The organism is Streptomyces sp. CNQ085 (assembly GCF_022614595.1).
Lineage (GTDB): Bacteria > Actinomycetota > Actinomycetes > Streptomycetales > Streptomycetaceae > Streptomyces.
This window is the reverse complement of the sequence record NZ_JAJFAU010000053.1, coordinates 1-20,012: the sequence shown is the minus strand read 5'-3', so window position 1 is coordinate 20,012 and position 20,012 is coordinate 1. Positions and strand designations below refer to the sequence as shown.

The following is a 20,012-nucleotide window of genomic DNA, read 5'->3' as shown; positions in this document are numbered from 1 at the left end:
CGGTGGCGACGGCGGGGCGTGCGTCGTGCGGCTCACTCGGCCGCGGTCGCGTCCTCCTCCGTCTTCTCCGGCCTCACGGCCTTCTCCGGCTCCACGGCCTCGGTCGGCTCGGTGTGCCCGGCCGGGACCACCTGGGCCGCGTTGTGCGCGGGGCCGATCCGGCCGTCGGCGATCTCCTGGGCCCAGTGGCAGGCCACCCTGTGCCCGCCGCCCAGGTCCCGCAGCTCGGGGCGGTCGGTGGCGCAGAGCGTGTCCTGCTTCCACGGGCAGCGGGTGTGGAAGCGGCAGCCTGTCGGCGGATCGGCCGGGGAGGGCAGGTCGCCGGTGAGCAGGATGCGCTCGCGGTTGTCCTCGACCTCCGGGTCGGGCACCGGCACCGCCGACATCAGCGCCCGGGTGTACGGGTGCCGGGGCTCGGCGTACAGCATGTCGCTGGGCGCCTCCTCCACCAGCGAGCCCAGGTACATCACACCGACGACGTCGGAGATGTGCCGGACCACGGCCAGGTCGTGGGCGATGACCAGATAGGTCAGTCCCATCTCCCGCTGGAGCTCCTCCAGCAGGTTGATCACCTGCGCCTGGATGGAGACGTCCAGCGCTGAGACCGGCTCGTCGCAGATGATCACGTCCGGTTCCAGGACCAGCGCCCGGGCGATGCCGATGCGCTGGCGCTGCCCGCCGGAGAACTCGTGCGGGTAGCGGGAGAGCGCGCCCGCCGGCAGACCCACCCGCGCCAGGATCTTCCGGATCCTGGCGCGGCGCTCCTCCTGGTCGGCGCCGATGCCGTGGGCCTCCATGCCCTCGGAGAGGATCGACTCGATGTTCTGCCGGGGGTTGAGGCTGCCCAGCGGGTCCTGGAAGACCATCTGGAGCCGGCGGCGGAAGCGGCGCATCTCCTCGTCCGGCAGCTTCGCCAGATCGGTGCCGTCGAAGACCACCTCGCCGTCGGTGATGTCCACCAGCCGCAGGACCGCCCGGCCCAGCGTGGTCTTGCCGCAGCCCGACTCCCCCACCAGGCCGTACGTCTGGCCGGGTTCGACGGAGAGTGAGACGCCGTCGACGGCGTGGACGTGGCCGACCGTGCGGTCGAAGAGAATGCCCTTCTTCACCGGGAAGTGGACCTTCACACCGTTCAGTTGGAGCAGGCTCATGCTCCGGCCTCCTTCTCGGCCGCGCCGGACGCGCCGGCGGCAGCGTTCTTCCCGGCCGTCACGGACCCGCCGTCGCCGGCGGCGTCGGTGCCCGGCACCTCGTCCGGCTCGGGCAGCGCGGACTCGCGCGGTCCGGCGGCGCCGTCGGAGAGCACCGGGTTGACGCACCGCACCTGGTGCCCGGGCTTGCGCGGCTCATCCAGCGCCGGAGTGCCCTGGAGGCACTCCAGCGTGTAGTGGTCGCACCGGGGGGCGAAGGCGCAGCCGTCCTTCCAGGCGATCGTGTCGTTGATGGAGCCGCGCACCGGCCTCAGCGGCTCGCCGCGCGGCGCGTCGAGCCGGGGGATGGACCCCAGCAGCCCGTTGGCGTACGGGTGGGTCGGCGCGTCGAACAGCTCGCGCCGCTCGGCGGACTCCACCACCTTGCCCGCGTAGAGCACGTTGACCTGGTCGCACAGGCCCGCGACCACGCCCAGGTCGTGGGTGATCATCAGCAGGGCGGTGCCCTCCTGATCGACCAGTTCCCTGAGCAGCTCCAGGATCTGGGCCTGGATCGTCACGTCCAGCGCGGTGGTCGGCTCGTCGGCGATCAGCAGCCGCGGCGCGCAGGCCACCGCCATGGCGATCAGGGCGCGCTGGCGCATGCCGCCGGAGAGCTGGTGCGGGTACTCCTTCAGCCGCCGGGCGGGATCGGGGATGCCGACCCGGTCCAGCAGGGAGGCGGCCTCCCTGCGGGCGGCCTCGCCCTTCATCCCCCGGTGCCGGGCCAGGATCTCGGTGACCTGGACGCCGATGGGCACCACCGGGTTCAGCGAGGACAGCGGGTCCTGGAAGATCATCGCCAGCTGGGAGCCACGCAGGTCGCGCATCCCCCTCGGGCTCAGGGTCAGCAGGTCGGTGCCGTCGAAGTCGGCCCGGCCGCCGGTCCTCACGCCCCGGGAGGGCAGCAGCCCCATCAGGGCCAGCGAGGTGACGGACTTGCCGCAGCCCGACTCGCCGACCAGACCGACGACCTGCCCCTGGTCGACGTCGAAGGACACGCCCGACACGGCCCTCACGTCGCGCCGGCCGCGCTGGGTGAAGGTGACGGTCAGTTCGTCCACGGAAAGCAGGGCCATGTGATCAACTCCGCAGTTTCGGGTCGAGGGCTTCCCGCATCGCCTCGCCCAGCAGGGTGAAGCCGAGCGCGGTGACGATGATGCCCAGCGCGGGGTAGACCGCGAGCATCGGTGCGCTGTCGAAGTAGCCCTGCGCCTGGGCCAGCATGACGCCCCACTCCGGTTCGGCGGCGTCGGGGTTGCCCAGGCCGAGGTAGGACAGCGCCGCCGCCTCGATGATGGCGGTCGCCAGGCTCAGGGTGGCCTGGACGATCACCGGGCTCAGTGAGTTGGGCAGCACGTGGCCGAGCGCGACGCGCCGCTTGCGCACTCCGAGCGCCTGGGCGGCCAGCACGTAGTCCGAGCCGCCCTGTGCCAGCATGGCGCCGCGCAGCAGCCGGGCGAAGATGGGGATCTGCACCACGCCCACCGCGATCATCACGGTGGTCAGGGACTGACCCAGGACCGCCGCGACGGACACGGCCAGCAGCAGCGAGGGCAGCGCCAGCATGATGTCGATGACGCGCATCACGGCGGTGTCGATCCGGCGGCCGGCCTTGCCGCCCAGCACCAGGGCGGCGCCCGAGGCGCCGCCGACCAGCGCGCCGACGGTGAAGCCGAGCAGCGTGGCGACGATGCCGACCAGCAGGGTCTGGCGGGCTCCCACCAGCAGCCGGGAGAACTCGTCGCGGGCCAGGTGGTCCAGGCCGAGCCAGTTCTCGGCGCGGGGGCCGACGAAGACGTTCTGGTTGGTGAGGACCTCACCGCGCCACAGCTGCGCGGTGGGGCTGTACGGGGCGATCCACGGGCCCACGACCGCGACCACCACGAACACACCGATGACGCACGCGCCGATCACGGCCATCTTGCTGGCCTTCAGCCGTCGCCAGGCCTCGACCCACAGACTGGCGCCCGTGGAGGTCTCGGTGGAGGCGGTGAGCTCGGCGAGCCGGTCGATCTTGTCGGTCTTGGTGCTCATCAGTGCACCCGCACTCTCGGGTCGATAAGGCTGTAGGCGAGGTCAACCAGCAGGTTGATGACGACGTACGCAGCCGCGATGAACATGATGAAACCCACCAGGACCGGGTAGTCGCGCTCGTCGATGGCGGTCTTGATGAACGAGCCGATGCCGCCGAAGGCGAAGACCGACTCGGTGAGCACCGCGCCCGACAGCAGGCCGCCGGTGAGCAGGCCGACGGCGGTGACGATTGGCAGCAGCGCGTTGCGCAGTACGTGGCGGCCGCGCACCACCTGGCGGCTCAGGCCCTTGGACTCGGCGGTGCGCACGTAGTCCTCGCCGAGCACCTCCAGGACACTGGCCCGGGTCATACGGGTGATGATGGCCAGCGGGATCGAGGCGAGCGCCAGGGCCGGGAGCACCAGGTGCCTCACCGCGTCCCAGGCCGCGTCGAACTCGCCGGTGAGGATGCCGTCCAGGACGTAGAAACCGGTGACCTCGGTGGCGTCGAGGCCGGTGGTCTGGCGGCCGAAGCTGGGGAACCAGCCGAGCTGGACGGCGAAGACGGCCTTGAGCAGGAAGGCCAGGAAGAACACCGGGATGCAGATGCCCACCAGGGAGCCGGAGACCGCGGTGACGTCCAGCCAGCTGCCGCGCCGGCGGGCGGCGAAGTAGCCCAGCGGGACACCGACGGCGACGGCGACGATCATGGCCGAGATGCCGAGTTCCACCGTGGCCGGGAACGCCCGGGTGAACTCGTCCCACACCGGCTGGCCGGTCTGGGTGGAGACCCCCAGGTCCAGCTCGGACAGCCGCCTGAGGAAGCGGCCGTACTGGACCCACACGGGCTGGTCGAGCCCGAGGGCCGCCTCGATGCGGGCCTTGTCCGCCTCGGTCGCACGCTCGCCGAGCATGGCCGCGGCGGGTCCGCCGGGAAGCCGGTTCAGCCAGATGAACAGCAGAACGGACAGGCCCAGCAGGGTGGGTATCAGTTGGAGCAGTCTTCGTACGACGAGACGCAACACCCCGCGACGCCCCTTTCTTGGTCCTCATGGGCAGGTCCGCCCGGCCACTTCGGATGCCGTGGCCGGGCGGACCTGCGCGCGGTCATGCGTTTACTTGAAGGAGACCTCTGCGAAGTTCTCCTGCGTCAGCGGGGAGACCTTCGGGGGGTTGACGTCCTCGGCGAACGCGATGGAGGGCGGGGAGGAGGAGATCGGGATGCCCGGGATGTACTCCATGATGGCCTCGTTGGCCTTCTTGTACAGCTCCACCCGCTTGACGGCGTCCGCCTCGGCGCTGGAGCCCTTCACCGCGTCGAAGACAGTGTCGTCGCGGAAGCCCCACTGCTCGTCGTAGCCGGCGAACCAGGTGCCGATGAAGTTGTAGGCGTCGTTGAAGTCACCGGTCCAGCCCAGCAGGTGCAGGTCGCAGGTGCCGGCCTCGACGGCGTCGATGTAGTCCGGGGCCCACTTCATGGGCTTGGGCTCGACGGTGACACCGGCCTTCTCCAGGTCGGACTTCATCAGCTCGAACATGTCGGCCGGGGCGGGCATGTACGGGCGGGTGACCTCGGTCGGGTAGCAGAAGGTGACCTTCAGCTTCTCCTCGCCGGCCTTCTTCAGCAGGTCCTCGGCCTTGTCCGTGTCGAACTCGTAGGTGGGGACCTCGTCCGAGTGGCCGTCGACGGTGTCCGGCATGAACTGGGTGGCCACCACGCCGCCCTCGGGCAGCTGCGTCTTGACGATGTTCTCGCGGTCGATGGCGTGGGTGATCGCCTGGCGGACGTCCTTCTTCTCCAGGGCCTCGTTCGCCTCCTGCGACATGCCCATGTAGAAGATGTTGAACACACCGCGGACCGGGACCTGGAAGCCCTCGTTCTCCAGGGTCTTCACGTCCGAGGGCGCGACCAGGTCGTAGCCGTGGATGTTGCCGGCCTGCAGCGCCTGGCGGCGCGCGGACTCCTCGGAGATGGTACGGAAGACCAGCTTCTCGACGCCGGCCTTGTCGCCCCAGTAGTCGTCGAACCGCTCGAGGGTGACTTCCTTGTTGCCCTTGTCCCACTCGGTGATCTTGAAGGGACCGGTGCCCGCGACGGTGCCGGCCTCCTGGCTGTACTTCGGGTAGGAGATGGTGTCGCCCTCGCCGCTCAGCTCCTCCTCCTTGTAGGCGTCGATGGCCTTCGGGGAGTGGATGGCCAGCGCCTGGAGCGAGAAGCCGCCGGGCAGGTTGGCGGTGGCCTCGTGCACGCTGATGACGGCGGTCAGCTCGTCCTTCGCCTCGCAGCCCTTGTAGTTGGCCTCGGACGTGTCCTTGTTCTCGTTCTCCGCGAAGCCGCCGAAGATCTTCTGCCAGTAGTAGGAGACCGCGATCTCCTGGTACGTGCCGGTCCAGTTGAACCAGTGGTCGTAGTTCTTGCACACCGCCTCGGCGGTCAGCTCCTCGCCGTCGTGGAACTTCACCCCCTCGCGGAGATTGAAGGTCCACTCGGTACCGCTCTCGTCGGCCTTCCACGACTCCGCGAGGCCGCCGACCAGCTTGCTGCCGCCCGGCTCGTGCTCGATCAGCGCCTCGAAAGCCTGGCGGGTGACCCGGAACGTCTCACCGTCACTGGCCAGTGCCGGGTCCAGGGAGCCCGGGTCCCCGGCGGCTCCGAAGACGAAGGTGTCACCACCCTTGCCTTCGTCGTTCTCGCCTCGTTCACTGGCACATCCAGTGGCGATCACACCAACCGCGAGGGCCGCCGCGATCGTCTGGACGACCCTGGAACCGGTTATTCGCATGTTCCACCTCAGGGGTCGGTGACGGTTTGACTGCTGGTCGCCCGAACAGTACTGCGCCCAACCATCGGTGTGAACTGTCCGCATGTCGGTGATATAGACCTGAGACCCTGGCGCCCGGAACGGCGGCGGCGCAGGTCAAAGCACTGATACCGGATGAAACCACCGATCTCCGGTGGGCCGGGGGCCGACGCCGGGGAGCCCCGGGCGCACCGCCGCGCCACCCCGGGCGGGCGGTGAGGCCGCGTCAGTAGGGGCGGGGGTAGCCGTAGCCGTGCCCGGGGGCCGCCGCGGGGGCGGCGGCGTGCGCGTCGCGGTCGAAGAACGGCCGGGAGTTGGCCCGCAGCCACATGGCGACCGGGTCGTACTCGTCCGACATCGACACCGTGGAGACCGCCAGTCCCTCCGGCACCGAGGCCACCGACTGCCGCATCATCGCCCGTACCGACTCCACCGCCTGCGGCGCGAAGTCGTACAGATCGAGCCCGATCACCAGTCGCGGAGCGCCCAGGGCGGGCTGCACCCAGGCCCGGCGCAGGGTGCGAACCGCTGGCGTACGGTGGGCGTTGTGCACCAGTTGGGCGTAGAAGTGCGTTACGTCCACGGTCGGTTCGCCGATACGCAGCGGTCCGGCGGGCAGCCTCTCCAGTCCGCCGGCGATCCGGCGCAGGTCCAGCCAGGGAATGCCGACGCCGCCGCCGGGCGCGTGCGGGTTGAGCCACAGTCCCCAGCGGTCGGGGAAGAGCGCGGCGGCGATGTCGCGTCCGCCGGCCACCTCGTGGGCCCTGCTCCAGCCGGAGGCGGCCAGCTCGTGCCCGGAGGTCACACAGGGCGCGTAGCCGTGCCCGGCGACCTCCATGTTCCCGTACTGGGCGTCGGGGGAGCCGGCCCGGCCGTGCCAGAGCAGCATCCACACCTGCCCGGAGGCGAGGGCGTGCAACAGCGCTTCATAGGTGTCGTACCGCCCGGGCGCCACCTGCCGCAGCAGCTGCTCAACGCTTCCACCCGCGCTCACGTGGGCCGCCCCTTCTCGCGTCGTCCTCGCTCACCGGGCCGCGCGTGCGTCCCGTCCCGACATCCAACCAGCTTACGGTCCGTGCCCGGCAGGGCCCGGGCCACTCGCCCCGCTCCGGGTGCGGGCCCCGGGGCAGGGCCGCACGGGGGACCGGGCGGCCCGGACGTCAGTACGGCCGGTCCTGTCGGGTGTAAAAGGGCCGCACACACTGGCGCATCCAGTCCACGACCGGGTCCTGGGCCGCGTCCAGCAGCACCATCTGCACCGGCCAGCGCACCGGCTCCCGGCCCAGCGCGCGGCCGAGCGCGTCGTGCGCCGCCGCGCGGGCCCGCGGGTCCAGCAGGTCGAGCTCCACCCCGACGAACAGCGCGGGCGGGTCGCCCTCGACGCTGGCCAGGCCGCGGCGCGCGGCGCGGACCTGCTCCAGCACCGCGAACTCACCGGCCGCGGCGGCCAGGAAGTCCACCGGCTCCTCCTGCCAGTCGGGCTCGAAGAGCCGGACCCGGGCGCCGCTCGCCCTCCCCGGGATCCCCTCGGCCCCGCCCTCCCGGCACAGTTCGGCCACGGCGTCCGGGGGCAGGGGGACGCCGACGGCGCCACCGGGGTTGACCGCGATGCCCACCTGCGGCGGCAGGCCGCGGGCGAACTCCCGCGCGGGCGCGACGGCGAAGGGCAGATGCGAGCCGGCGCACTGCCGGAACTGCCGCTCGGAGCTGAAGACGGGGACGTGGGGCGCCCCGTCGAGCTGGATCGTGGGCAGATCCAGGCTGGGGTCGGCCGGTCCGCCGCCCTCGGGCAGCGGCACCCACAGACTGCTGCGTCCGAGCACCTCCAGCAGCCGGGCGCCCGCTCCGGGAGCGCCGAGGGAGGCGGCGAGGGTCTCCTCCAGCTCGTTGCCGGGCCAGTCGCCGCCGTGCCCCGGTCCGTACTGCTGCGGGATGGTCATGGGAAAACCTTATCGGCGCCGGACGGGTGTGTCCGCCCGTCGGCCGTGCCCGCCTCCACGGGGGCGGATGCCGTGGGACGCGGGGGTCGTGGGGTCACTCGAACTCCACCGCTCTCAGCGCCCCCGCCGCCGTCCGGTCCAGCAGCACCGACGCGACGCAGCCCGGGCGCAGCCGCCCGGCCTCCGCGTCCGCCACCAGACGGCGCACCGCCCGCCGGTGCCGGGCGAAGGCGTACGCCGAGACCCCCCGCCCCCGTGCCGCCTGGCCGGCCAGCGCCACCCGGGGCGGTACGTCCAGCAGCAGCAGGTGCACGGCCCGCCCGCGCCGCCGCGCGTCCCGGGCCAGCCAGCGGCGCACCCAGCCCTGGGCTCCGCAGTCGTGCACCACCACGCCGGCGTCCGAGGCCAGGGCCCGCCGCAGCGCGAGGTAGTGCGCGATCCTCACCAGGGGGCGGTAGACGGCGTACGGCAGCCGGGCGGGCATCCGCCGCTCCCAGCGCTCCCGCATGTCCTGGGAGTCGATCCGCACCGCCGCGCCGTCGGCGACCACACGGCGGATCAGGGTGGACTTGCCGCTGCCCGGCAGCCCGGAGACGACCACCCGGTCCCCGGCGGGGAAGCGCAGGACCCGCACCTGCGCCGTGCCGCGCAGATCGCGTCCGCCCACGCTCCCCGGCCCGGCGGCCGGCACCGCCCCGGGCACCGCAGCGGGCACCGCCTTGCGCGGCGCGCTCCTGCGCCGGGGCGGCGCTCCGCCCTGTGCCGTACAAGCACTTTCCAGGCTGCTCACCGGATACGCCCTCCCCTTTCGCGCCACGTGCTCGCGGCGTCACCCCGAGCGTGTCAAGAAGGGGGGCGGTGAACAAGACGGCCGCTCACCAGGTGTGTCACGGTGCCGTACCCGTCCCGTCACCCCTCTCGTCGCGGACCCGTCGGCGCGGCTTCGCGCCCGCCCGGGGGTGGTGCGCGCCGGGCGTGCGATGATGAGCGTGTCAACTGCATACCGGCCGATCGAGTCCGCACGGGAGAGTTCCCGGAAAACGCTGGTCACGACGGTTTCCGGGGCGCCGAAGGAGCAAGTCCTCCCTTGAATCTCTCAGGCCCCGATACCGTGTGGACGAGGCAGATCTGAAAAGCGGGCGGCTCCGAGGGGAGCCGCTCCACCCAAGGTGCAAGCCGTGGCCCGCCCGGGCGACTCTCGGTGAACCTCTCAGGTTCCGATGACAGATGGGGAGGACGTGCCCTTCCCGCCGTCCTCGCACGCCATCGCCACCTCGCCCGGGAGCCTGCCCACCATGAGTGATTCCCCCCGCCGTACCGCCCTCGACGCCGTGCACCGTGCCCTGGGCGCGACCATGACCGACTTCGCCGGCTGGGACATGCCGCTGCGCTACGGCAGCGAGCGCGATGAGCACAACGCCGTGCGCACCCGCGCCGGCCTGTTCGACCTGAGCCACATGGGTGAGATCGCCGTCACCGGCCCGCAGGCCGGCGAGCTGCTGGACCGCGCCCTGGCCGGCCATCTGTCCGCCGTCGCCGTGGGCCGGGCGCGTTACACCATGATCTGCGACGAGTCCGGCGGCATCCTCGACGACCTGATCGTCTACCGGCTGGGTGCCGAGGAGTACCTGGTCGTCGCCAACGCCTCCAACGCCCGGGTGGTGCTGGACTCCCTCACCGAGCGGCTCGACGCCTCCGGCCTCACCGGCGCGGCCGTGCGCGACGACCGCGACGCCTACGCCCTCCTGGCCGTCCAGGGGCCGCAGGCGCCCGCCGTCCTGGCGAAGGTCACCGACGCTGATCTCGGCGGCCTGAAGTACTACGCCGGGCTGCCCGGCACGGTGGCGGGCGTGGGGGCGCTGATCGCCCGCACCGGCTACACCGGCGAGGACGGCTTCGAGCTGTTCGTCGCGCCCGGCGACGCCGAGACGCTGTGGCGGGCGCTGACCGAGGCCGGCGCGGACTCGGGCCTGGTGCCGTGCGGGCTGTCCTGCCGCGACACGCTCCGGCTGGAGGCGGGCATGCCGCTGTACGGCAACGAGCTGACCCGTTCCACCACCCCCTTCGACGCCGGGCTCGGCCGCGTGGTGAAGTTCGACAAGCCCGGCGACTTCACCGGCCGCGCCGCCCTGGAGGCCGCCGCCGAGCGGGCCGCCGGGAACCCGCCGCGCAAACTGGTCGGCCTGGTCGCCGCCGGCCGCCGGGTGCCGCGCGCCGGGTACGCGGTGGTCGGCGCGGACGGCTCGGTGATCGGCGAGGTCACCTCCGGCGCCCCCTCCCCCACACTGGGCAGGCCGATCGCCATGGCATACGTGGACGCCGCCCACGCCGCCCCGGGCACCGAAGGTGTGGCGGTGGACATCCGCGGTACGCATGAGCCCCACGAGGTCGTCGCGCTGCCGTTCTACCGGCGCGAGCGCTGACGGCCCGGGCCGCCGTACCGCCCGCCCGACCGCCCCTTCCCGCACCACCCGCCCGGGGTCCCGTCCCACCTGGCAAGACCCGTTTCCCACACCACACCCCTGATCAGGAGAATCACGCCATGAGCAACCCCCAGCAGCTGCGCTACAGCAAGGAACACGAGTGGCTGTCGGCCGCCGAGGACGGCGTCTCGACGATCGGCATCACCGAGCACGCGGCGAACGCCCTCGGCGACGTCGTCTTCGTGCAGCTCCCGGAGGCCGGCGACACGGTGACCGCGGGCGAGACCTGCGGCGAGCTGGAGTCGACCAAGTCGGTCAGCGACCTGTACGCGCCGGTCACCGGTGAGGTCACCGAGGTCAACCAGGACGTGGTGGACGACCCGGCGCTGGTGAACTCCGCCCCCTACGAGGGCGGTTGGCTGTTCAAGGTTCGGGTGACGGACGAGCCGGAGGACCTGCTGTCCGCCGACGAGTACGCCGCCTTCACCGGCGAGTGAGCGGCGGCCCGCCCGCCTCCTCCGCGCCCGGATCCGCCGTCCGCCGCCAGCCCACCACGATCGGAAAGACCCGGATGTCGCTTCTGAACAGTTCCCTGCACGAGGTCGATCCCGACGTCGCCGCAGCCGTCGACGCCGAGCTGCGCCGTCAGCAGAGCACCCTGGAGATGATCGCCTCGGAGAACTTCGCCCCGGTCGCGGCCCTCCAGGCCCAGGGCTCGGTCCTCACCAACAAGTACGCCGAGGGCTACCCCGGCCGCCGCTACTACGGCGGCTGCGAGCACGTAGACGTGATCGAGGACATCGCCCGCGAACGGGTGAAGGCCCTCTTCGGAGCCGAGGCCGCCAACGTCCAGCCGCACTCGGGCGCCTCGGCCAACGCCGCGGCGATGTTCGCCCTGCTGCAGCCGGGCGACACCATCCTGGGCCTGGACCTGGCGCACGGCGGCCATCTGACCCACGGTATGAGGATCAACTTCTCCGGCAAGCTGTACGACGTGGCCGCCTACCACGTCGACGCCGGAACCGGCCTGGTCGACATGGAGGAGGTCGAGCGGCTGGCGCGGGAGCGCCGGCCCAGGCTGATCATCGCCGGCTGGTCGGCGTACCCCAGGCAGCTCGACTTCGCCGCCTTCCGCCGCATCGCCGACGAGGTGGGTGCGCTGCTGATGGTGGACATGGCGCACTTCGCCGGCCTGGTGGCCGCGGGTCTCCACCCCAACCCGGTGCCGTACGCGGACGTGGTCACCACCACGACCCACAAGACGCTGGGCGGTCCGCGTGGCGGAGTGATCCTGTCGAAGCAGGAGCACGCCAAGAAGATCAACTCCGCTGTCTTCCCCGGTCAGCAGGGCGGCCCGCTGGAGCACGTCATCGCGGCGAAGGCCGTCTCCTTCAAGATCGCGGCGACGGATGAGTTCAAGGACCGCCAGCGCCGCACCCTGGAGGGCGCGAAGCTGCTGGCCGAGCGGCTGACGCGGCCGGACGCGACCGAGGCGGGCGTCGCCGTGCTGTCGGGCGGCACCGACGTCCACCTGGTCCTGGTCGACCTGCGCGACAGTGAGCTGGACGGCCGACAGGCCGAGGACCGCCTGCACTCCATCGGTATCACCGTCAACCGCAACGCCGTCCCGAACGACCCGCGTCCGCCGATGGTCACCTCGGGCCTGCGCATCGGCACCCCGGCGCTGGCCACGCGCGGCTTCACCGCCGACGACTTCCGCGAGGTCGCGGACGTCATCGCCGAGGCGCTGAAGCCCTCGTTCGCCGAGGCGAAGGCCAAGGAACTGGCCGGCCGCGTCTCGGCGCTGGCCGACAGGCACCCGCTGTACCCGGGCCTTTAAGTCCCCGGCACGGCACCCGGGTGCGCCGCCTCCGCCGACGGCGCACCCGGCCCGCCGGTCCCGACCGGTCCCCTCCGGCACCGCGTTCCCGCCCCCGCACACCCGCGGGACCCCACGTCCGCCGCACCCGGCGGGCCGCGAACCACGAGCAGACAAGGGAGTCCGCCACCGTGGCCATCTCCGTCTTCGACCTCTTCTCCATCGGCATCGGCCCCTCCAGCTCCCACACCGTCGGCCCGATGCGGGCGGCCGGGATGTTCGCACGCCGGCTGCGGAAGGAGGGCGTACTGGACCGCACCGTCTCGCTGCGGGCCGAACTGTTCGGCTCGCTGGGCGCCACCGGCCACGGCCACGGCACACCCAAGGCGGTGCTGCTCGGCCTGGCGGGCCACTCGCCGCGCACTGTCGACGTCGAGGCCGCGGAGGCGGAGGTCGAGCGGGTGCGGCACTCGGGCCGGCTGGGCCTGCTCGCCGCCGGCGGCGAGGACGGCTCCGGGAGCGGCCCCGCGGGCGGTGAGGGCGGTGGCGGCCATGAGATCGTCTTCGATGTCGACCGCGATCTGGTGCTGCACCGCCGCCGCTCGCTGCCGTACCACGCCAACGGCATGACCCTGGCCGCGTACGGCGCCGACGGTACGCCGCTGCTGGAGAAGACCTACTACTCGGTGGGCGGCGGCTTCGTGGTGGACGAGGAGGCGGCCGGAGCCGGCCGCATCAAACTCGACGACACGGTGCTGAGGTACCCCTTCCACACCGGTGACGAACTGCTGCGCGCCACCCGCGAGACCGGCCTGTCCGTCTCGGCGCTGATGCTGGAGAACGAGCGGGCCTGGCGCGGTGAGGAGGAGATCCGCGCGGGGCTGCTGGAGATCTGGCGGGTGATGCGCGAGTGCGTGGCCCGCGGCCTGTCGCGGGAGGGCATCCTGCCCGGCGGTCTGAAGGTGCGCCGCCGCGCGGCCGCCTCGGCGCGGCGGCTGCGCGCCGAGGGGGACGCCGCCGCACACGCCATGGAGTGGCTGACGCTCTACGCGATGGCGGTCAACGAGGAGAACGCCGCCGGCGGGCGCGTCGTCACCGCGCCCACCAACGGCGCGGCGGGCATCATCCCGGCCGTACTGCACTACGCGATGGAGTTCGTGCCCGGGGCGGACGACGACACGGTCGTGCGCTTCCTGCTGACCGCGGGCGCCGTCGGCCTGCTGTTCAAGGAGAACGCCTCCATCTCCGGCGCCGAGGTCGGCTGCCAGGGAGAGGTGGGCTCGGCCTGCTCCATGGCCGCCGGCGGCCTCGCCGAGGTCCTGGGCGGCTCCCCCGAGCAGGTCGAGAACGCCGCCGAGATCGGCATCGAGCACAACCTGGGCCTGACCTGCGACCCGGTGGGCGGCCTGGTCCAGATTCCGTGCATTGAGCGCAACGGCATGGCCGCGGTCAAGGCGGTCACCGCGGCCCGGATGTCCCTGCGCGGTGACGGCCGCCACCACGTCTCCCTGGACAAGGCCATCAAGACGATGAAGGAGACGGGTGCGGACATGAAGGTCAAGTACAAGGAGACCGCCCGCGGCGGGCTGGCCGTCAACGTCATCGAGTGTTGAGGAAGCGTCCCGCTCCTCCCTCGCCCCGTCGTCCCCGGTCCGTACTCCTTTCGGGCCGGGACGTCCGCTTTCCGCCCCGCCCCGCCCCGTGGCGGCGCGGGCGCGTCCGAGATCGCGACCGCCCACGGTCTCCACCAGGCGGGAATCGCCCGCCTGTGAGAGCAGACCGAGGTGGAAACGGTGGTCGGCGTCCGGATGGGAGAGCAGATCGCCGGTGCGGGCGGCGGCCAGGGTCTCCTCGGCGGCGGGCCGGACGCCCCGCCGGCCTGCGCGGCCCGCGGCTGTTCGTCCTTGTCCGCCGGGAAGTCGGCGTCCTTCAGGGCAACGGGGATCTCCTGTACGTCCGTATGAGCCATGCCGGGCGGGTCCCCGGCACACCGGGGCGAGAACCGCCGTTCGCGGCCGGTTGTCCACAGGAGGACTGCCGCCGCCCGCTCTGGGCTAACCTCGGCGTCCGCAGCACCGATCACAAGACCGAGCACGAGGGGGGCGTCATGGCCGTCGGCTACGTCAAGAGGCCGGGTGTCGGGCCCGGGTCCAAGACCGGCTCCGGGTCCGGACCGGCGATCAGTCTGGAGAAGGTGGAGGCCGTCGCTCCCGGACTGGTGAGCCTGTACAAACAGGCAGAGGTCAGTCTGGCGAAGCACCGGTTGTCGGGGCAGCGCGCCGCGGTCTACCTGGTGCTGGACCGCTCCGGGTCTATGCGGCCGTACTACCGCGACGGCACCGTCCAGCACCTGGCCGAGCGGGTACTCGGACTGGCCGCGCACCTGGACGACGACGGGCGGGTACCGGTGGTCTTCTTCAGCACCGGTGTGGACGGGACCTCCGAGGTGGCGCTGGAGGACTACGCCGGGCGAGTCGAGGCCCTCCACTCCTGCCTGGGACATATGGGCCGCACCAACTACCACCTCGCGATGGAGGCGGTGATCGGCCACTACCGGGCGAGCGGTTCCACCGATCCGGCGCTGGTGGTCTTCCAGACCGACGGCGGCCCCACGTCGAGAAGCGCCGCCGAGCGCGTGCTGTGCGAGGCCTCGGAGCTGCCGCTGTTCTGGCAGTTCGTCGGGTTCGGGGAGGACGAGTTCCGCTTCCTGCGGAAGCTGGACGAACTGCCCGTGCCGGGCAGGCGCGCGGTGGACAATGCCGGGTTCTTCCCCGCCGGTCCCGACCCGCGGGCCATACCCGACGCGGAGCTGTACGACCGGCTGACCGGCGAGTTCCCCGACTGGCTGCGGGCCGCCCGGGACGGCGGCATCGTGCGCTGACCCGGGCGGCCGCGGGCGGCGGGGCACGCGTCGGTCAGCTGCCCGTCCACAGGTAGGTGACCGTCACCCAGCCGTTGTCGCGCAGCCCGATGTCGTGGAAGGTGCCGTCGGCCAGGTCGATGCCGGCGGGGTTGAGCACCCGGCGGCCCTTCCCGTCGCGTCCGCTGTTGTAGCCCGTGTAGTACGCGGCCTCCGCCTCGGGCACCCCCCGCGGCAGGTCGCGGAAGGTCTGGCGCACCGAGGACGGGTTCCAGTAGTCGTCGCGGATGTTCCAGGGTCCGACATCCCACACGGGGGCGGTCACACAGCGGGCCGGGCCGCAGACCCGTACCGAGTACTCCCGGCCGCCCTTGCGCGACAGTCCCCGCCGGGAGGGCAGGGCCACGAAGCGGTCGTTCTCCCGGATGACGTGCCCGTTGGCGGTGGTACGGCCGACCAGGCCGATCCGGGTGGCGAAGACCCGGGCGCCGTACTCGGGCCCGGCCGCCTCCGGTTTCGTCCGGGCGTCCGGGTCGGTGTCGGCGCTCACCTCCAGGCTCCGCAGCCGGATCGCGCCCTCGGGGTCCCACATCGCCAGCCGGACCTGGACGGTGGTGACGGCGCGCGGGAGGACGGCGGAGCCGCCGGCCGCGTCACCGGCCTCGCGCCACTCTGTCCACGGGCCGCTCCCGGTGCGTCCGCGGACGTCGAAGGCGATGCCCGCGCCGTCCGGCACCTGCGCGTCGGGACTGATCCGGACGCGGTTGGCCTGCCGGTCGAGCCGGTGCGGGGCCAGGACCTGGACCCCGTAGTCACCGGTCGTCCGCAGCTCTCCGCCGGTGTGGCGCACGCCGCTGTCGTCGGCGTCCAGCCTGGACAGGTCGGCCGCCCAGGTCTGGACGGGGCCGGTCGTCTCGCGGGCGGCGGGAGCGGGGGCCGGGGCGGCCGGCGGCGCGAGACCGAGTCCGAGGCAGAGCAGGGCCACGACCGGCAGGGCGGTACGAGTGGCACGGGTGGCACGGAGCGGGTGGGGGATCCGGGGCGCCGGGCGGTGGCGGGCTGTACGTCTGGTGCGCATCGCGGTCCTTCGGTGTCGTGCCGTGCGTCCGGACCGGTCGAGCCGGTCGAGCCGGTCGAGGGTGCGGAGGCGTGGCGGGCTCTGCGGAAGCGGCGGGCTGCGTGGTGCCGCCGCGTCGGTCGGCGCCGCATCAGGTACATAAGCCGACAAAAGCCACTTATGACACAGAAAAGCGGGGCGGTCACCCCGGGTTGCTCCCTGTGGTGACCGCCCCGCGGCACTAGCGGCCCTACGCCGACCGGGTGGCGGTCTTCTGGCGGGCCTGCCAGAACTCCTCGAAGGACAGCAGACCGTCGCCGTCACTGTCGTGCTGGTTGATCAGTGTCTGGGCCATGTCCACGGTGAGGGTGTAGTCCCCCAGCTCGCCCAGCACCTTGCGGAACTCCACCGCGGTGACCAGCCCGTCCCCGTCCAGGTCGAAACGGTCGAACGCCTCGCGCGCGGTCTCCATGTCGGCCATCGCCTGTCGTCCCCTCCCTCGTGCGGTCGTGACGCGCACACCCTAACGGGCCATCACACAGGCCACACCAGTCCCCCGGACATCTCAGGGCAGCACGCGCCACACCAGTACCGAGCGCGCCGGAAGCGCGACCGCCTCACCGGCCGGGTGGACCGTGCCCGGCTCCTCCCGCTGCTCCTCCCGCGCGGTGTCCACCAGCAGCTCGTACCCCTGTCCCCACGGCGGCCCCGGCAGCCTGAAGCGCCCGTCCTGGTGTCCGGCGTGGAGGACGACCAGGAAACTGTCGTCGACCACCTGGCCGCCCCGTCCGTCGCGCTGCGGAATGTCCCGGCCGGACAGGTACATGCCCAGCGCGGCGCCGGGCGCGTACCAGTCGGGCTCGGTCATCTCCCGGCCGCTTCCAGCGAACCAGGCCAGGTCCCGCAGCCCCTCGGGGCCATGCGCACGCCCGGAGAAGAAGGCCCTGCGCCGCAGCACCGGATGGGAGCGGCGCAGCGCGATCAGCCGCGAGGTCAGGGCGTACAGCTCTCGCCAGGCGGGCTCGTCCAGCAGCGACCAGTCCACCCAGCCGGTCTCGTTGTCCTGGCAGTAGGCGTTGTTGTTGCCGCCCTGGGTGCGGCCCATCTCGTCGCCCGCCACCAGCATCGGCACGCCGGTGGACAGCAGCAGGGTGGACAGCAGGTTGCGCAACTGGCGCCGCCGCAGGGTCAGGACCGCCTCATCGCCGCTCTCGCCCTCCGCTCCGCAGTTCCATGAGCGGTTGTCGTCGGTGCCGTCGCGGTTGTCCTCGCCGTTGGCCTCGTTGTGCTTGCGCTCGTAGCTCACCAGGTCGCGCAGGGTGAAGCCGTCGTGGGCGGTGACGAAGTTGACCGAGGCGTACGGCCGCCGCCCGCCCCAGGCGTACAGGTCGCTGGAGCCCGACAGCCGGTAGCCCAGATCCCGTACGTCCGGCAGGGCCCCGCGCCAGAAGTCGCGGACGGTGTCGCGGTAGCGGTCGTTCCACTCCGTCCACAGCGGCGGGAAGGCGCCCACCTGGTAGCCGCCCGCGCCCACGTCCCAGGGCTCGGCGATCAGCTTCACCCGGCGCAGCACCGGGTCCTGTGCGATGACCGCGAGGAAGGGGGAGAGCATGTCCACGTCGTGCATGGAGCGGGCCAGCGCCGCGGCCAGGTCGAAGCGGAAGCCGTCCACGCCCATCTCCTGCACCCAGTAGCGCAGCGAGTCCGTGATCAGCCGCAGCACCTGGGGCTGGACGACGTGCAGGGTGTTCCCGCAGCCGGTGTAGTCGGCGTAGTGGCGCGGGTCGTCGGCCAGCCGGTAGTAGCCGCGGTTGTCGATGCCGCGCAGGGAGAGGGTCGGCCCCAGCTCGCTGCCCTCGGCGGTGTGGTTGTAGACCACGTCGAGGATGACCTCGATCCCGGCCGCGTGCAGTGCCCGCACCATCTCGCGGAACTCCCCCACCTGCCGGCCGCGCGTCCCGCCGGCGGCGTACGCGGCGTGCGGCGCGAAGTAGCCGATGGAGTTGTAGCCCCAGTGGTTGCGCAGACCGTGGCGGAGCAGGTGGTCCTCGTGCGCGAACTGGTGCACCGGCAACAGCTCCACCGCCGTCACGCCCAGCTTCACCAGGTGCTCGATCGCGGCCGGGTGCGCCAGCCCGGCGTAGGTGCCGCGCAGCCCGGGCGGGATGCCGGGATGGCGCATGGTGAAACCGCGCACGTGCAGCTCGTAGATGACCGAGTCGGGCCAGGAGGTCTTGGGACGGCGGTCGTCGGCCCATTCGTCTCCGCCACCCGGTCCCGCTCCGAGGGCCGAGTCGACGACGACGCCCCTGGGCACGTACGGCGCCGAGTCCCTCTCGTCGCGCACGGTGTCGGCAAGGTGCCGCTGCGGCCAGTCGCGGACGTGGCCGTAGACCTCCGGCGGTAGGACGTACTCGCCGTCCACCGCGCGGGCGTACGGGTCCAGCAGCAGCTTGGCCGGGTTCCAGCGGGCGCCCGTCCACGGGTCCCAGCGGCCGTGCACCCGGTAGCCGTAGAGCTGTCCGGGGCCGACGCCGGGGACGAATCCGTGCCAGATCTCCTGGGTGTGCTCCGTCAGCGGGCAGCGGACCTCGTTGCCGTCTTCGCCGAAGAGGCAGACATCGACGGCCTCGGCGCCGGCCGACCACAGTGCGAAGTTGGTGCCCGTCACTCCGCCCGGGCCCATGTGGTGGCGGGCTCCCAACGGCTGGGGGCTGCCGGGCCAGACGGTGGGGGCGGCGGCCGGGGGCCCGGCGTACCGGGACTCCCGGCGCGTGTGCTGTTCGGGGGCGCTCGACACGTCCGACACGTTGTGGCCTCCGGCGGCTCGCGGCAGGGGCGGGTTCGGGGCCCGCACGGCGTCCCTGCCGCGCGGGTCCGGTGCCCGGGTCTGGCAGGAGTGTTCCCGTTCGGACCGCCCGCCTCACCCGCGTGATCGTCTCCTTTCCGTCCCACTGCTCCGGCCGGGTGAGGGCCAAGCGGGGCCGGACCGTGCCCGCCGCGGGACCCGCACGGCCGGGAGGCGGCGGACCGCGCGGCGTTAACGGAGGCTAACCTGCCCCCATGACTGTGACTCTTGAGGTCGCCGAGGGCGTCGGCACCGTCCGGCTGAACCGCCCCCCCATGAACGCACTGGACATCGCCACCCAGGACCGGCTGCGCGAGCTGGCAGAGGAGGCGACGCACCGCGACGACGTACGGGCCGTGGTGATCTACGGCGGGGAGAAGGTGTTCGCGGCGGGCGCGGACATCAAGGAGATGCGCGAGATGGACCACGCGGCCATGGTCGCCAGGTCCCGGGGGCTGCAGGACTCCTTCACCGCCGTGGCCCGCATCCCCAAGCCGGTGGTGGCGGCGGTGACGGGCTACGCGCTGGGCGGCGGCTGCGAGCTGGCGCTGTGCGCCGATGTCCGGATCGCCGCCGACAACGCCAAGCTGGGGCAGCCCGAGATCCTGCTGGGGCTGATCCCCGGCGCCGGAGGCACCCAGCGGCTGTCCCGGCTGGTCGGCCCCTCCCGGGCCAAGGACCTGATCTTCACCGGGCGCCAGGTGAAGGCGGATGAGGCCCTGGCCATAGGTCTGGTGGACAAGGTCGTGCCCGCGACCGAGGTCTACGGACGGGCGCACGCCTGGGCGGCGAAGCTGGCCGCCGGGCCGGCGATCGCCCTGCGCGCCGCCAAGGAGTGCGTCGACGCCGGACTGGAGGCGGACATCGACACCGGCCTGGCGATCGAGCGCACCTGGTTCGCCGGGCTGTTCGCCACCGAGGACCGTGAGACCGGTATGCGCAGCTTCGTCGAGGAGGGGCCGGGCAAGGCGAGGTTTCGCTGACTCCCGCCGGAGCACGGGGCGCGGGACGGCGTGCGAGCCGCTCCGCGCTCCGCCCCGGCGCACACGGCCGGGGCG

The 20,012-nt window shown here is 72.5% G+C and carries 17 protein-coding genes and 1 riboswitch; of the genes, 6 read left to right on the top strand and 11 right to left on the bottom strand.

Translation table 11 applies throughout. The features are described from left to right. Window positions 1-32: 32 nt before the first annotated feature. The 8 genes from LJ221_RS11745 to LJ221_RS11710 form a co-directional block, all read right to left on the bottom strand. On the bottom strand, window positions 33-1,151 hold the full coding sequence (locus LJ221_RS11745; protein ID WP_241716076.1) for an ABC transporter ATP-binding protein: 1,119 nt from the start codon (window positions 1,149-1,151) through the stop codon (window positions 33-35). Beyond that, on the bottom strand, window positions 1,148-2,269 hold the full coding sequence (locus LJ221_RS11740; protein ID WP_241716074.1) for an ABC transporter ATP-binding protein: 1,122 nt from the start codon (window positions 2,267-2,269) through the stop codon (window positions 1,148-1,150). The genes LJ221_RS11745 and LJ221_RS11740 overlap by 4 nt, the downstream gene beginning before the upstream one ends. A 4-nt stretch (window positions 2,270-2,273) precedes the next feature. Beyond that, window positions 2,274-3,227 (bottom strand): ABC transporter permease, encoded by a 954-nt coding sequence (locus tag LJ221_RS11735; protein ID WP_241716072.1) that lies wholly within the window; start codon window positions 3,225-3,227, stop codon window positions 2,274-2,276. After that, complete coding sequence (locus LJ221_RS11730; RefSeq protein ID WP_241716070.1) at window positions 3,227-4,231, bottom strand: ABC transporter permease; 1,005 nt, start codon at window positions 4,229-4,231, stop codon at window positions 3,227-3,229. The genes LJ221_RS11735 and LJ221_RS11730 overlap by 1 nt, the downstream gene beginning before the upstream one ends. Before the next feature lie 90 nt (window positions 4,232-4,321). Further along, window positions 4,322-5,989 carry an ABC transporter substrate-binding protein gene (locus LJ221_RS11725; protein WP_241716068.1) on the bottom strand — a complete coding sequence of 556 codons (1,668 nt, stop codon included), beginning with the start codon at window positions 5,987-5,989 and terminating at the stop codon, window positions 4,322-4,324. Between the two features lie 244 nt (window positions 5,990-6,233). Beyond that, window positions 6,234-7,001, bottom strand: coding sequence for an enhanced serine sensitivity protein SseB C-terminal domain-containing protein (locus LJ221_RS11720; protein WP_241716066.1), 768 nt, complete (start codon window positions 6,999-7,001; stop codon window positions 6,234-6,236). 166 nt (window positions 7,002-7,167) lie between these two features. After that, entirely contained in the window at window positions 7,168-7,947 is a 780-nt protein-coding gene (locus LJ221_RS11715; RefSeq protein WP_241716065.1) for an enhanced serine sensitivity protein SseB, read from the bottom strand. A gap of 94 nt (window positions 7,948-8,041) precedes the next feature. Then, window positions 8,042-8,737 carry an AAA family ATPase gene (locus tag LJ221_RS11710; protein ID WP_374228430.1) on the bottom strand — a complete coding sequence of 232 codons (696 nt, stop codon included), beginning with the start codon at window positions 8,735-8,737 and terminating at the stop codon, window positions 8,042-8,044. A 222-nt stretch (window positions 8,738-8,959) separates the two neighbouring features. After that, window positions 8,960-9,069, top strand: a riboswitch (glycine riboswitch). Window positions 9,070-9,242: 173 nt separating this feature from the next. Between LJ221_RS11710 and gcvT the strand changes: the two genes are divergently transcribed. The 5 genes from gcvT to LJ221_RS11680 all read left to right on the top strand — a co-directional run bounded on the left by gcvT (window position 9,243) and on the right by LJ221_RS11680 (window position 15,070). Continuing rightward, window positions 9,243-10,370: a glycine cleavage system aminomethyltransferase GcvT gene (gene gcvT / locus LJ221_RS11705; protein WP_241716063.1), complete on the top strand. Its 1,128-nt coding sequence runs from the start codon at window positions 9,243-9,245 to the stop codon at window positions 10,368-10,370. 119 nt (window positions 10,371-10,489) lie between these two features. Then, a complete protein-coding gene (gene gcvH, locus LJ221_RS11700) occupies window positions 10,490-10,867 on the top strand; it encodes a glycine cleavage system protein GcvH (RefSeq protein ID WP_241716060.1) in 378 nt (125 codons plus the stop codon). Window positions 10,868-10,941: 74 nt separating this feature from the next. After that, entirely contained in the window at window positions 10,942-12,210 is a 1,269-nt protein-coding gene (glyA, locus tag LJ221_RS11695) for a serine hydroxymethyltransferase (protein ID WP_241716058.1), read from the top strand. Between the two features lie 170 nt (window positions 12,211-12,380). Then, entirely contained in the window at window positions 12,381-13,802 is a 1,422-nt protein-coding gene (locus LJ221_RS11690) for an L-serine ammonia-lyase (RefSeq protein WP_241716056.1), read from the top strand. Between the two features lie 494 nt (window positions 13,803-14,296). Next, on the top strand, window positions 14,297-15,070 hold the full coding sequence (locus tag LJ221_RS11680; RefSeq protein ID WP_241716054.1) for a VWA domain-containing protein: 774 nt from the start codon (window positions 14,297-14,299) through the stop codon (window positions 15,068-15,070). A 34-nt stretch (window positions 15,071-15,104) separates the two neighbouring features. Here the strand turns inward: LJ221_RS11680 and LJ221_RS11675 are convergent, their stop codons facing one another. The 3 genes from LJ221_RS11675 to glgX form a co-directional block, all read right to left on the bottom strand. Then, the gene (locus LJ221_RS11675; RefSeq protein WP_241716052.1) at window positions 15,105-16,127 is read right to left on the bottom strand and encodes a hypothetical protein; all 1,023 of its coding nucleotides are present in this window, start codon (window positions 16,125-16,127) and stop codon (window positions 15,105-15,107) included. Window positions 16,128-16,356: 229 nt separating this feature from the next. Further along, window positions 16,357-16,587: an EF-hand domain-containing protein gene (locus tag LJ221_RS11670; protein WP_241716050.1), complete on the bottom strand. Its 231-nt coding sequence runs from the start codon at window positions 16,585-16,587 to the stop codon at window positions 16,357-16,359. Between the two features lie 84 nt (window positions 16,588-16,671). Further along, window positions 16,672-18,906, bottom strand: a complete 2,235-nt coding sequence (gene glgX / locus LJ221_RS11665; protein WP_374228431.1) for a glycogen debranching protein GlgX — start codon at window positions 18,904-18,906, stop codon at window positions 16,672-16,674. 263 nt (window positions 18,907-19,169) lie between these two features. Here glgX and LJ221_RS11660 point away from each other — a divergent pair, with 263 nt between their 5' ends. Next, window positions 19,170-19,937: an enoyl-CoA hydratase/isomerase family protein gene (locus tag LJ221_RS11660; RefSeq protein WP_241716048.1), complete on the top strand. Its 768-nt coding sequence runs from the start codon at window positions 19,170-19,172 to the stop codon at window positions 19,935-19,937. The last annotated feature ends 75 nt before the right edge of the window (window positions 19,938-20,012 follow it).

Bases quoted from the DNA above. Each gene is read 5' to 3' on its own strand.
- LJ221_RS11745 (WP_241716076.1), bottom strand. From the start codon at position 1,151: ATGAGCCTGCTCCAACTGAACGGTGTGAAGGTCCACTTCCCGGTGAAG.
- LJ221_RS11740 (WP_241716074.1), bottom strand. From the start codon at position 2,269: ATGGCCCTGCTTTCCGTGGACGAACTGACCGTCACCTTCACCCAGCGC.
- LJ221_RS11735 (WP_241716072.1), bottom strand. From the start codon at position 3,227: ATGAGCACCAAGACCGACAAGATCGACCGGCTCGCCGAGCTCACCGCC.
- LJ221_RS11725 (WP_241716068.1), bottom strand. From the start codon at position 5,989: ATGCGAATAACCGGTTCCAGGGTCGTCCAGACGATCGCGGCGGCCCTC.
- LJ221_RS11715 (WP_241716065.1), bottom strand. From the start codon at position 7,947: ATGACCATCCCGCAGCAGTACGGACCGGGGCACGGCGGCGACTGGCCC.
- gcvT (WP_241716063.1), top strand. From the start codon at position 9,243: ATGAGTGATTCCCCCCGCCGTACCGCCCTCGACGCCGTGCACCGTGCC.
- gcvH (WP_241716060.1), top strand. From the start codon at position 10,490: ATGAGCAACCCCCAGCAGCTGCGCTACAGCAAGGAACACGAGTGGCTG.
- glyA (WP_241716058.1), top strand. From the start codon at position 10,942: ATGTCGCTTCTGAACAGTTCCCTGCACGAGGTCGATCCCGACGTCGCC.
- LJ221_RS11680 (WP_241716054.1), top strand. From the start codon at position 14,297: ATGGCCGTCGGCTACGTCAAGAGGCCGGGTGTCGGGCCCGGGTCCAAG.
- LJ221_RS11675 (WP_241716052.1), bottom strand. From the start codon at position 16,127: ATGCGCACCAGACGTACAGCCCGCCACCGCCCGGCGCCCCGGATCCCC.
- LJ221_RS11670 (WP_241716050.1), bottom strand. From the start codon at position 16,587: ATGGCCGACATGGAGACCGCGCGCGAGGCGTTCGACCGTTTCGACCTG.
- LJ221_RS11660 (WP_241716048.1), top strand. From the start codon at position 19,170: ATGACTGTGACTCTTGAGGTCGCCGAGGGCGTCGGCACCGTCCGGCTG.